The sequence below is a fragment of the Peiella sedimenti genome (assembly GCF_030504955.1).
GTDB classification, from domain to species: domain Bacteria; phylum Pseudomonadota; class Alphaproteobacteria; order Caulobacterales; family Caulobacteraceae; genus Brevundimonas; species Brevundimonas sedimenti.
This window is the reverse complement of the sequence record NZ_JAUKTR010000003.1, coordinates 48356-59677: the sequence shown is the minus strand read 5'-3', so window position 1 is coordinate 59677 and position 11322 is coordinate 48356. Positions and strand designations below refer to the sequence as shown.

Below are 11322 nucleotides of genomic sequence, written 5' to 3'. Positions count from 1 at the left end.
GGGGCGTCAGCCCTTCTCCGCCTCGTCCAGGGGCACGGCGTAAAGCTCCAGCTTGTGGCCGATCAGACGGTAGCCCAGGCGCTCGGCGATCTTGGTCTGCAGCGCCTCGATCTCGGCGTCATAGAACTCCACGACCTTGCCCGAGCGGGCGTCGATCAGGTGATCATGATGCTCGTCGCCCGCCTCTTCATAGCGGCTGCGGCCGTCGCCGAAGTCGTGACGCTCCACGACGCCGGCCTCTTCGAACAGGCGCACCGTGCGATAGACGGTGGCGATCGAGATATTCGGATCGACGGCCGAGGCGCGGCGGTACAACTCTTCCACGTCCGGGTGGTCCGTCGCGCCCGAGAGGACGCGTGCGATGGTGCGGCGCTGGTCGGTCATGCGCATGCCGCGCTCGACGCAGAGTTTCTCGATCCGGTCCATGGGCCGCAAACTAGGCCGGTCAGGCGCGGCTGTTAAGCCGTTCGCGTCACATCCAGCGCCAGAATGTGCGCGTCCGCCGCGGCGGCGTCAGCGCGCGGGTAATAGCGGGGGCGAAAGCCCACCTTCTCAAAGCCCAGTCCGGCATAGAGAGCCAGGGCCGCGGCGTTGTCGTCGGCCACCTCCAGGAACAGGCGTTCCGCGCCGATTTCCTCCAGCGCCGTACGGATAAGACCGCGCGCCAGGCCCTGGCGGCGTGCGGCGGTGCGAACCGCGAGGGTCAGGATTTCGGCCTCGCCCGCCGCTTCGCGGATGATCAGAAAGCCCGCCTCGCCCGAGCGCCAGGCCGAGACGCCGGGCTCGCCCAGCAAGCGCTCAAGATAGGCTGCGTCCCAGGGCCGATCGGGAAAGCTCTCGGCGTGGATGACCGCCAGCTGGGCCGCGTCAGCCGCTCGGGCGCGCTGAGGCGTCACGGCCGCGCCTTGGCTTGAGGGAGCTTGGCGTCCGGCGGGCGCAGATAGATGGGCGTCACTCCGCCGGGATGGGTTCGGGCCACCAGCCGCGCCAGGGCTTCGGGATCTGGCGCGCGGACCGGCTGAAACGGCAGCCCGGCGAAGCCCCCCGGCGCTTCACCCGCCAGATGTTCGATCCGCCAGTCGCGGCACAGGGCTTCGGCCTCGTCCCAGTTCGCCCAGCGCGGCGGGCCCAGCGGCGGCGCCTCTCCGTCGAACCCTTGAATGGCCGCGCCGTCGCGCGAAGGCAGCACCGTCGCCAGCCGTCCTTCGAAGCCGGCCGTGGCCGCCAGGGCCTCCAACGTGCCGACGCCGACCAGCGGCCTGTCCAGCGCCAGGGCCAACCCTTTGGCGAAGGCCAGCCCTACGCGCAGGCCGGTGAACGAGCCCGGCCCCAGGGTCACGCCGATCCGGTCCAGCTGCGTGAAGCCCTCACCCCACTCGGCCATGACCTCTTGGACAAGCGGCGCCAGCCGCTCCTGGTGACCGCGCGCCATTTCCTCGGTGCGGACGGCGGCCAGGCGCCCATCCGCCAGCACCACCGCCGTACAGGCCGACAGCGCCGTGTCGATGGCCAGCAGCTTCACGTGCGAGAGCCCCTAGGCCGCTTCGACCGAGCTGATCTCGGGCACGTAGGTCTTCATCATGGTCTCGATGCCGGCTTTCAGCGTCGCCGTCGAAGACGGGCAGCCGGCGCAGGCGCCGCGCATCTTCAGCGTCAGCACGCCGGTCTCCATGTCGAAGTGGTCGAACAGCACGTCGCCCCCGTCCTGCGCCACCGCCGGGCGGATGCGCGTGTCCAGCAGTTGGCGGATCTCCTCGACGATCTGGCCCGCCTCGCCCTCATAGACCGGCCCCTCCGGCAGGCTCTCGCCCTCGCCCAGCACCGCCGGGCGGCCCGACAGGTAGTGGTCCATGATGGCCGACAGCACCGGTGCCCTCAGCTGTTCCCAGCCAAGCGGACCGCCGCGCGTCACCGCGATGAAGTCCTCGCCCAGGAACACGCCGACGACGCCGTCGATCTCGAACAGGGCGGCGGCCAAGGGCGATCGCGCCGCCTCCTCCACGCTGGTGAAGTCGTGGGGACCGCCTGGCGAGACGTCTCGTCCCGGGAGAAACTTGACGGCGTCGGGATTTGGAGTCTGCTCGGTCTGGATGAACATGGGCCGTCACATGCGCCCGCGAGGGCTCCCGCGCAAGGCTTCGGGCCGGAACCGCGCCCCTGCCCAAGCGTTGCCGCGTTGATGGAGCCCCCCGTGACCGAGACGCCTGCCGCCCCGGCCCGCGGGTTGACCCCGCACTTCCCGCTGAAGCGCATCGAGATCGTCATCAACCCCCGCTCGGGCAGCGTGGGGGCCAAGGCCGCGCTCGAGGCCGAGGCCCTGATGCAGGGCTACGCCTGTGACTTCCGCATCGCCGAGCTGGACCCCGAGCGCATGGGCCCGACGCTGGACGACGCCTTCTCGGCCGAGCCGGACCTGATCGTGGTGCTGGCCGGCGACGGCACGGCCCGCACCGTGGCGGCGCGCGCGGGGCCGGACGGCCCGGCCATCGCCCCCCTGCCGGGCGGCACCATGAACATGCTGCCGCGCGCCCTGTACGGCACGACCGACTGGCGCCAGGCCCTGGAAAGCGCCCTGACCGAAGGCGTCGAACACACCGTCGCCGGGGGCGAGATCAACGGCGAGGCCTTCTATGTGGCCGCCATCCTGGGATCGCCCGCCCTGTGGGCGCCGGCGCGTGAGGCGGTGCGCACGGGCAAGCTGCGCCTGGCCTGGCTCTACGGACGGCGCGCCATGCGGCGGGCCTTCTCCCACCGCGCCCGTTTTCAGCTGGAGAACGATCCGTTCCGGCGCGGCGAAGCCCTGGTGCTGCTCAGCCCCATGATCTCAAAGGCGCTGGATCGCCCGGTCGGGCTGGAGGCGGCCCTGCTGGACCCTGCGGGCGCGCGCGAGGTCTTCCATCTGGCGGCCACGGCGGCCTTTTCGGACTGGCGTCACGACCCGTCGGTCAAGACCCGCACCATCACCCGCGCCAGGGCCATGGCGCGACGGCCCATCCCGGCCATCATCGACGGCGAGACCATGCACCTGGGTTCGGAACTTCAGGTGAAGTTCGTGCCTCGCGCCTTCCGCGCCCTGGCGCCCAAGCCTGAAGCCGCCGCCGATTCCGTGTAAGCCTTGGGCGTCATGGGTCGTATCCTGCACTATTCGGACATCCACTTCGGCGTCGAGAACCGCCCCGCCGTGGACGAAGCCATGCGCCTGGCGCACGAGAACCCGCCGGACCTGGTGCTGATTTCGGGCGACATCACCCAGCAGGGTTATCGCCGTGAGTTCGCCGCGGCGGCCGAATGGATCAACGCCATGCCCGAGCCGGTGTTCGTCATCATCGGCAATCACGACGTGCCCTACTGGGACCCCGTCGCGCGCATCTTGCATCCCTGGCGGCGGTTCGAGGAGATGGTGGGCCACCCGGCCCACGACCACCAATACCTTTCGGACAAGCTCATGGTCCGAGGCGTGGCCACGGCCCGCGGTTGGCAGGCTCGGCTGAACTGGTCCAAGGGCGTCATCGACCTGGATCAGACTCGCCGGGCGGCGGCGGCCCTGCGCACGGCGCCGGCCGGCGTGCTGCGCGTGCTGGCCTGTCACCACCCCCTGATCGAGATGATCGGCGCGCCCATGACCGGCGAGGTCAAGCGGGGGCGCGAGGCGGCCCAGATTTTCGCCGAGGCCGGCGTCGATCTGATCATGAGCGGTCACGTCCACGTGCCCTTCGCCCTGCCGGTGAAGATGGGCGAGCACTGCTCCTACGCCGTGGGCTGCGGCACGCTTTCCTTACGCGAGCGCGGCGCGCCCGTCGGCTACAACTGCATCGAGTGGGACGAGACCGGGATCGAGGTCACCGCCATGGGCTGGACCGGCTCCCACTTCGAGCCGCAGCGCACCTGGCACCTGGAGCGGATCAGGCGCTGAGGCCTGGCCCGCGCGGGGCCTAGACCTTGGCCGCGCGGCCGCGCACCCAGCGGTACATCAGCACGGTCACCGCGAAGAACACGACCACCCCGATCAGCATGGCGGGCCACGTCTCGGGCAGGCCGAAGACCGCGAAGGGCGCCTCATTCTCGGTCGCTCCGATAATCGCCGCGTTGAATACCCCAAACAGGCTCTCGCCGACGATCAGGCCCGACGCCATCAGGACGCCCATTCGGCGGCCCACCTCGGCGAAGCGAGTCTTGGCGATGCCCTTCTCGTACAGCCAGCCGCTGACCGCGCCGATGACCAGCGTCATGGTCACCGCCGCCGGCAGGTAGAAGCCGATGCCCACCGCCAGCGGCGGCAGCTTGATCCGCCCTTTGGTGGCCCCGCTCAGCACGGCGTCCAGCACGATGACCGCGACGCCGATCACGGCGCCCACGGCGATCAGATCCCAGCGCAGATCGCCGCCGATCACCCCTCTGGCGAGCGCCGAGATCAGCGTCGCCTGGGGCGCCGCTAGGGGCTCGGCGGCGATGCCCGCGGGACCGCCTTCGAAACCGAAGGCGCGGTTGAGCGCGTTCAGCACGTAGGGGATCACCACCGCGCCCGCCGCGACGCCGACGATCAGGGCGGTCTGCTGACGCCAGGGAGTGGCGGCGACCAGCTGACCGGTCTTGAGGTCCTGCAGGTTGTCGTTGGCGATCACCGCCACGGCGAAGACGATGGCCGTGACGATCAGGGCATAGGCGATGAAGGCCGGATCAGCCGGCACGCCCGCAACCGCCATAACCCCCAGCATCAGCAGCGACGAAATGACGATGGCCAGGATGCCCACGCCCGAGACCGGGCTGTTCGAGCTGCCGATCAGGCCGGCCATGTAGCCGCATACGGCGGCGACGGCGAAGCCGATCAGGATCACATAAAGGATGCCGCCTAGAACCAGTATGAGGCTGGAGCCCGCCAGCACCGGAGACGTGTTGGCGAACCAGGCCAAGAGGGCGGCGATGCCGGCCAGGGCCAGCACCGACAGACCGCCGACCAGATTGATCGGAATGTCTTGCTCAGTGATCTCCAGCGCTTGGCCGCCCTTGCGTCGGGCGTTGGCGGCGAGCGCCGAGGTCAGCCCGCCGATCAGGGGTCCGGCCAGCTTGACCAGCGTCCAGATGGCCGCCACGCCGATGACCCCGGCGCCCATGAAGCGCACCTCGTTGCGCCAGACATTGGTGGCCAGCTCTTCGGCGGGCGTACCTGCGGGCATGGTCGCGGCGACCGAAGGCAGGCCGTTGGCCGTCAGCCACGCCACCGTGTCGGGCGATGTCAGGATCGGCACGGCGATCAGCCAGGCGCACAACAGGCCAAACAGCTGGGCCAGACCTACGGTCAGGCCGATCAGGTGTCCCGCGCCCAGCAGCGCGAACTGCATGCCAAAGCCCAGGCCCGTCGCGCCGCCGCCCAGGGCGGCCGGCAGCTTGACGAATCGGGCGGCCTCGCCTGCGAATACGCGCGCCGCCGCCAGCCAGGCGAAGGCGGCCGAGACCACCGACGTCCAGACCACCAACCACAGGCCGATCTTGTTCTCGCGCACGGCGGCTTCGCACTGGTGGGCGCCGCGCGAGCCGACCTTCAGCACCTCGGCGGCGGCGACGCCTTCGGGATAGGGCAGCCCGCCGCCCACCACGAGGGCCCGGCGCAGCGGGATGGAGAAGGTCACGCCCAGCACCCCGCCCAGAATGCAGATGGCGATGGATTCCCAGATGGGGAAGTCGCGCCACCAGCCGATCATGACCAGGCCCGGCAGCACAAAGATGATGGAGCTCATGGCGCCGCCCACCGAGGCCACGGTCTGGACGGTCATATTCTCCCAGATGGTCGAGCTCTTGAACGCCCGCAACAGCGCCATGGAGATGACCGCCGCCGGAATCGCGGAGGCGAAGGTCAGGCCGACCCGCAGGCCCAGGTAGGTATTGGCCGCGGTGAAGACCACCGCCAGCAGGCAACCCAGAATAAGGGCGCGCAGGGTCAGTTCGATGCGGCGGCCCGATGCGGGCGCGGCCGGTGCGGCGTCTGTCATTGTGGGTTCTCCCTCCCCAGGCGCGGGAGGTAAGCTGAGAAATCGGCGCTCGGCAATCGGCCTTGTACGGATTGCACCCGGGCCCCTTCCGTCGCATCTGTCCCGCCAACTTTCAGGAGGGGCGAGTGCCCGAGCTTCCCGAGGTCGAGACGGTCCGGCGAGGTCTTGAACCGGTGCTGGCCGGCGCGCGGCTGAGCCATGTGCGCCAGAACCGGCCGGACTTGCGATTCCCATTCCCCGAGCGGTTCGCCGACCGGCTGGACGGAGCGGCGGTCGAGGCGGTGAACCGCCGGGCCAAGTACCTGCTCATGCCGTTGTCGATCGGCGAGACCTGGGTCACGCATCTGGGCATGACGGGGCGCTTTACGCTCGACGGCCGCCAGCTGGGCGAGTTCGAGGAACCCGCCCCCATCGGCGAGAAGCACGAACATATGAGCCTGTGCGCCACGGGGCCGACCGGCCGCACGCGGGTGGGCTTCGCCGATGCGCGGCGCTTCGGCTTCATGGGGCTGGTCCCGACGGATCGGGTTGAGGCCCATCCATGGTTCGCGGGCCTGGGCCCCGAGCCTCTCGGCAACGCCTTTTCGGCCGCCCACCTCAAGACCGCGTTCGAGGGCCGGCGCCAGAACATCAAGGTCAGCCTGCTGGACCAGCGCATCGTGGCGGGGCTGGGCAACATCTATGTGTGCGAAGCCCTTTGGCGGGCGAAGATTTCGCCGCTGAAGCCGGCAGGCAAGGTCTCGGCGGCCCGGCTGGAGACCCTGACGGCTGCGATCCGCGACGTGCTGACCGAGGCCATCGCCGCGGGCGGCTCCACCCTGAAGGATTTCGCCAATGCGGAGGGCGGCCAGGGCTATTTCCAGCACCGCTTCGACGCCTATGGTCGCGAGGGCGAGGCCTGCGGGCGTGAGGATGGGGGCGTGATCCGCCGCGTCGTGCAGGGCGGGCGGTCCACCTTCTACTGTCCGGCGTGTCAGCGAGCCTGAACGGCCGCAATGAATCCTTTCTGAGGCTGAGGCGTTCCCTTCGCAGGACCCCTGTGGAAGAGAGCCATGCGCCCCGCCCCTGTTGATCCCCGCCTCGTGGAGGAGGCGCAGCGCAAGCAGGCCGCCTATCACTTGAGCCGCCTGGCCTGGGCCGACGCGATCGGCCGCCCCTATCTCAAGCGCCGCCTGAGACGTCCGCCGCCGCCCGCGCGGCTGGACCTGGTGGACCACGAAGACGGGTGACGTCAAACCGGCTTGACGCCGTGTCTATTATTTTTTACATCGTGTCACCAATAGCAAACATTGGAGGCGCGACGTGTCCTATCGTGAAAAGTCGGTCTGGGCCGAGGTCCTCGTCACCGTCCTGGTCTGGGGCGTCTATTTCCTGAACCTGTCGGGCCACGTGCTGAACGGCGGCGGGCTGGAGGAGCCGGGCTTTGCCGGCGCCTGGGGCGGGCGCTTCGTGGAGACCCTGATCGCCGCCATCATCGCCCAGATCATCCTGACCTCCATCGTCGGCGCCCTGACGCCCAAGGCCGAGCGGCAGGCGCGCGACGAGCGCGAGCGCGCCTATCGCTGGAGGAGTCAGGCGGTGGGCTTCCACGCCCTGATCATTCTCCTGTTCAGTCTGGGCTTCTTCCTGTTCGCCGCCGGCGGACTGACCGGCGCCATGGGTCAGGAAGGCGGGACGCCCGCCTTGCAGACCTTGACCTCAAACAGTCTGGTGCTGGCCGCCAATGGTGTGGTGGCCGCCGTCATCCTGGCCGAGCTGGTCGCCTTTTCCATGGAGCTGTTCCTGCTGAGGCGCGGCCGCTGATGGGCAAGGCGCCTCCCATCGAAAACCGCATCCGCGAGCTGCGCTTTCACGCGGGCGAGATGACCCAGCAGCAGCTGGCCGAGGCCATCGGCATGACGCGTCAGACCATCGCGGCCATGGAGCAGAACCGCTATTCGCCGAGCCTGGAGGCGGCCTTCCGCATCGCCCAGGTCTTCGGCGTCGAGATCGGCGAGGTGTTCCAGTGGAAGGGGTAAGGACCGGAAATTGGGCCGCCGGGCTTTACGACACGGCCGCCATGGCCGATCACGGCCCGGCCTGAAGACCCGTCAAGGAGCCGCGCCATGACCGATGCCCCCAAGGACGCATACGAGAACCTGCTGATCGAGCGACACGCCGACGGCTATGCCGTGGTGACCCTGAACCGGCCGGAAGCGCTGAACGCGCTGAACTCAGCCCTGTTCAAGGATCTGGCCCACTTCCTGGACGCGGTCGAGGACGACGACGCGGTGCGCTGCCTGATCCTGACCGGCTCGGGCGACAAGGCCTTCGCGGCGGGCGCGGACATCAAGGAGATGGCCGACCAGACCTACGCCCAGATGTACAAGGCCAACTTCTTCTCGCTGGGCCATGACCGCATCACCCGGTTCAGAAAGCCGATCATTGCGGCGGTGAACGGCTTCGCCCTGGGCGGCGGGTGCGAGCTGGCCATGCTGTGCGACTTCATCGTCGCGTCAGAGAAGGCGAAGTTCGGCCAGCCCGAGATCAACCTGGGCGTGGCGCCGGGCATCGGCGGCTCCCAGCGCCTGACGCGGCTGGTGGGCAAATCCAAGGCCATGGACATGGTCCTGACCGCCCGGATGATGGACGCGGCTGAAGCGGAGCGCGCCGGCCTGGCGTCGCGGGTCTTCCCCCACGACCAGCTGATGGACGAGGCGCGCAAGATCGCCGCCAGGATCGCCGCCCAGAGCCCGCTGGCCGTCATGGCCAACAAGGAGATGGTCAACGCCGCCCTGGAGACGACCCTGACCCAGGGCGTCCAGTTCGAACGCCGCCTGTTCCACTCCCTCTTCGCCTTCGAGGACCAGAAGGAGGGCATGGCCGCCTTCGTCGAGAAGCGGAAGCCGGAGTTCAGGGGGAAGTAGGCATGAGGCATTAGGCGTTAGGCGCGACCCTCGAAGCCCTTGAGCTATTGCCTATTGCCTGACCCCTATTGCCTCCTCGAGCGCGTTGACCGCCCCAGGCCTTTCCGCTATAGGCCCGCGCTCTTGAGATTTCATCGCCGTGGGCAGGGGTCCGCGGCGCATTCGTTTTGAAGGCAGAGACCGGTCCATGGCCAACAACCCCGGCGCCAAGAAGGCGATCCGCAAGATCGAACGCCGCACTGAAGTGAACAAGGCGCGTCGTACGCGCGTCCGCACTTACCTGCGCAAGTTCGAAGAAGCGGCCGCCTCCGGCGACGCCGACGCGGCCAAGGAAGCCTTCGTCACCGCCCAGTCCGAACTGATGCGCGCGGTGTCCAAGGGCGTCGTTCACAAGAACACCGGCGCGCGCAAGGTGTCGCGCCTGGCGGCCCGCCTGAAGAAGGTCGCGGCGGCCTGATTTCATCCGGCCGTCACACGCCGGATTTCGAAAAAGCTAAGCTTAAACAACGCCGAAGTGGCATCCGCTCCTTCGGCGTTTCGTCGTGTGCGGATAAGTGAAGCTTCGCCAAAAAGGCGAGCTCAAAACTTTTTTCAGGGGATTCCTCAAGGCCCGAAAAGGGGTTGGGAGAGTCAACAGGAATATCCGCATGGGGGCTTGCGAATCATCGTTGACGCTCCCTTCGCCGACGCTAACGTTGGGGGACTAACGCACCTCGTCCGGCATCGGATCGAGGGGGCGATCAGGGGGGCGAACCCCCCGGACGCCGGCGGAAGGAGTCTGTGATCGAAAGGGGCGTCGCCCGCCGCGGAAACCTGCTGGTTCCGTGATCGGGAGAGGTCTGCCCTTCGCTCAGTCCGGCCGCTGGGAACTGGTGATGGATGGCGGCGGGCTTACGGGCGCGCCGTCTGGGAAGGGGACGGCGAGCATGACGGCGGCGGGGCGCTTGGAACGCGGGGATGTGGGTCAGGCCAACGGCGCGAGCCCCGACCAGATCTGGAGCGGGGTCGCGCGCATCCTTCGCGAGGAGCTGGGCGATGGCCCCTTCAGCTCCTACATCGCCCCTTCCGGCGTGCGCCAGAACGCCGCCGGCCAGGTTCACGTGGTGACCCCCACCGCCTACGCCCGCGACTGGATCCGCCGCCACGCCCTGCGCCGCATCAACGAACTGTGGGCCGCCCAGGACGGCCTGCGCCGCCGCCTCGACGCCAAGTGCCGGGCCGAGTACGAGGCCGAGAACCCCGCCCCGCCGCCGCTGGAGGCTGGCCGCCCCGTGTCCGCTACGGTCGCCTCGCCCGCCCCGGTTCAGACGCCGCAGCCGACCGTCGCCCCCGTCACAGACGGCCCCCGCGCCGCGCGCGCCGCGGGCCTGCAGGACCGGCTGACCTTCGACACCTTCGTGCCCGGCCAGGGCAACGAGTTCGCCCTCGCCGTCGCCCGCCAGGTCGCCGGCTGGACCGAGGGCTATTTCAACCCGATCTTCTTCTGCGGCCCCTACGGCTACGGCAAGACGCACCTGCTGAACGCCATCGCCTGGGAGGCTCAGCGCCTGAAGCCCGACGCCAAGGTGGTCTATCTGACCGCCGAGCGCTTCCTGGCCACCTTCGTCAAGGCGGTCCAGGACCGCCAGACCGCCGCCTTCAAGGACAGCCTGCGCAGCGCCGACCTGCTGCTGATCGACGACGTCCATTTCATCGGCGGCAAGACCTCCACCCAGGAGGAGCTGTTCCACACCCTGACGGCCCTGCTCGAGGACGGCCGCCGCGTGGTGCTGTCGGGCGACCGGCCGCCCACGGCCCTGTCCGAGGTGGAGCCTCGCCTGCGCAGCCATCTGGCCGCCGGCCTGACCTGCCCGGTGGAGCCCGCCGACCGCACCCTCAAGATGGCCGTGGCCGAGCGCAAGCTGGAAGCCCTGGCGGGGCTGGGTCTGGTGGACGGCAAGGCGTCCGAGGCGGTGCTGGCCCACATGATCGACCGCACGCCCGGCTCCATCCGCGAGCTGGAGGGCGCGCTGAACACCCTGGCCGCCGTGGCCGGACGCCGCCTGTCCAGCCTGTCGGTGGATGAGGTGCAGGCCCTTCTGGCCGCCACCCTGCGCACCGGGCCCGAGCGCCGCATCACGGTCGACGAGATTCAGAAGACCACCGCCGAATACTACGGCCTGAAGCAGCTGGATCTGCTGAGCGAGCGGCGCACCCGCTCCATCGCCCGCCCGCGCCAGGTGGCCATGTATCTGTGCAAGCACCACACGACGCGCAGCTATCCGGACATCGGCCGCCGCTTCGGCGGGCGGGACCATACGACCGTGCTTCACGGCGTGCGCCAGATCGAAAAGCTGATCACCGCCGACGCCCAGATCGCCAAGGATGTGGAAGCCCTGGTGCGCAAGCTGCGCGGCTGATCTCCTCAAGGGATCACATGGCTGTCAGTC

14 protein-coding genes are annotated in these 11322 nt (G+C 69.1%); 9 read left to right on the top strand and 5 right to left on the bottom strand.

Going from position 1 to position 11322, the window contains the following annotated elements:
* Nucleotides 1-6 precede the first annotated feature (6 nt).
* From Q0812_RS07615 to Q0812_RS07600, 4 genes are read right to left on the bottom strand one after another with little or no spacing between them, the layout of a single operon-like run.
* A complete protein-coding gene (locus Q0812_RS07615; protein WP_302109728.1) occupies nt 7-426 on the bottom strand; it encodes a Fur family transcriptional regulator in 420 nt (139 codons plus the stop codon).
* 32 nt (nt 427-458) lie between these two features.
* Nucleotides 459-896, bottom strand: coding sequence for a GNAT family N-acetyltransferase (locus Q0812_RS07610; RefSeq protein ID WP_302109727.1), 438 nt, complete (start codon nt 894-896; stop codon nt 459-461).
* On the bottom strand, nt 893-1522 hold the full coding sequence (tsaB, locus tag Q0812_RS07605; protein ID WP_302109726.1) for a tRNA (adenosine(37)-N6)-threonylcarbamoyltransferase complex dimerization subunit type 1 TsaB: 630 nt from the start codon (nt 1520-1522) through the stop codon (nt 893-895). The genes Q0812_RS07610 and tsaB overlap by 4 nt, the downstream gene beginning before the upstream one ends.
* A 12-nt stretch (nt 1523-1534) precedes the next feature.
* A complete protein-coding gene (locus Q0812_RS07600; RefSeq protein WP_302109725.1) occupies nt 1535-2098 on the bottom strand; it encodes a NifU family protein in 564 nt (187 codons plus the stop codon).
* A 93-nt stretch (nt 2099-2191) separates the two neighbouring features.
* Between Q0812_RS07600 and Q0812_RS07595 the strand changes: the two genes are divergently transcribed.
* Both Q0812_RS07595 and Q0812_RS07590 read left to right on the top strand, forming a co-directional pair.
* Complete coding sequence (locus Q0812_RS07595; RefSeq protein WP_302109724.1) at nt 2192-3112, top strand: diacylglycerol/lipid kinase family protein; 921 nt, start codon at nt 2192-2194, stop codon at nt 3110-3112.
* Between the two features lie 12 nt (nt 3113-3124).
* A complete protein-coding gene (locus tag Q0812_RS07590; protein ID WP_302109723.1) occupies nt 3125-3913 on the top strand; it encodes a metallophosphoesterase family protein in 789 nt (262 codons plus the stop codon).
* 19 nt (nt 3914-3932) lie between these two features.
* Here Q0812_RS07590 and Q0812_RS07585 read toward each other — a convergent pair whose 3' ends face one another.
* Nucleotides 3933-5987, bottom strand: coding sequence for an OPT family oligopeptide transporter (locus tag Q0812_RS07585; protein WP_302109722.1), 2055 nt, complete (start codon nt 5985-5987; stop codon nt 3933-3935).
* Nucleotides 5988-6112: 125 nt separating this feature from the next.
* Here Q0812_RS07585 and mutM point away from each other — a divergent pair, with 125 nt between their 5' ends.
* The 7 genes from mutM (at nt 6113) to dnaA (ending at nt 11292) form a co-directional block, all read left to right on the top strand.
* The gene (gene mutM, locus Q0812_RS07580; protein WP_302109721.1) at nt 6113-6973 is read left to right on the top strand and encodes a bifunctional DNA-formamidopyrimidine glycosylase/DNA-(apurinic or apyrimidinic site) lyase; all 861 of its coding nucleotides are present in this window, start codon (nt 6113-6115) and stop codon (nt 6971-6973) included.
* Nucleotides 6974-7039: 66 nt separating this feature from the next.
* On the top strand, nt 7040-7216 hold the full coding sequence (locus Q0812_RS07575; protein ID WP_302109720.1) for a hypothetical protein: 177 nt from the start codon (nt 7040-7042) through the stop codon (nt 7214-7216).
* A gap of 73 nt (nt 7217-7289) precedes the next feature.
* Nucleotides 7290-7790 (top strand): hypothetical protein, encoded by a 501-nt coding sequence (locus tag Q0812_RS07570; protein ID WP_302109719.1) that lies wholly within the window; start codon nt 7290-7292, stop codon nt 7788-7790.
* On the top strand, nt 7790-8005 hold the full coding sequence (locus tag Q0812_RS07565) for a helix-turn-helix transcriptional regulator (protein ID WP_302109718.1): 216 nt from the start codon (nt 7790-7792) through the stop codon (nt 8003-8005). The genes Q0812_RS07570 and Q0812_RS07565 overlap by 1 nt, the downstream gene beginning before the upstream one ends.
* Nucleotides 8006-8092: 87 nt before the next feature.
* Complete coding sequence (locus Q0812_RS07560) at nt 8093-8893, top strand: enoyl-CoA hydratase-related protein (protein WP_302109717.1); 801 nt, start codon at nt 8093-8095, stop codon at nt 8891-8893.
* Nucleotides 8894-9080: 187 nt separating this feature from the next.
* Nucleotides 9081-9350, top strand: a complete 270-nt coding sequence (gene rpsT, locus Q0812_RS07555) for a 30S ribosomal protein S20 (protein ID WP_302109716.1) — start codon at nt 9081-9083, stop codon at nt 9348-9350.
* A gap of 469 nt (nt 9351-9819) precedes the next feature.
* On the top strand, nt 9820-11292 hold the full coding sequence (gene dnaA, locus Q0812_RS07550; RefSeq protein WP_302109715.1) for a chromosomal replication initiator protein DnaA: 1473 nt from the start codon (nt 9820-9822) through the stop codon (nt 11290-11292).
* The last annotated feature ends 30 nt before the right edge of the window (nt 11293-11322 follow it).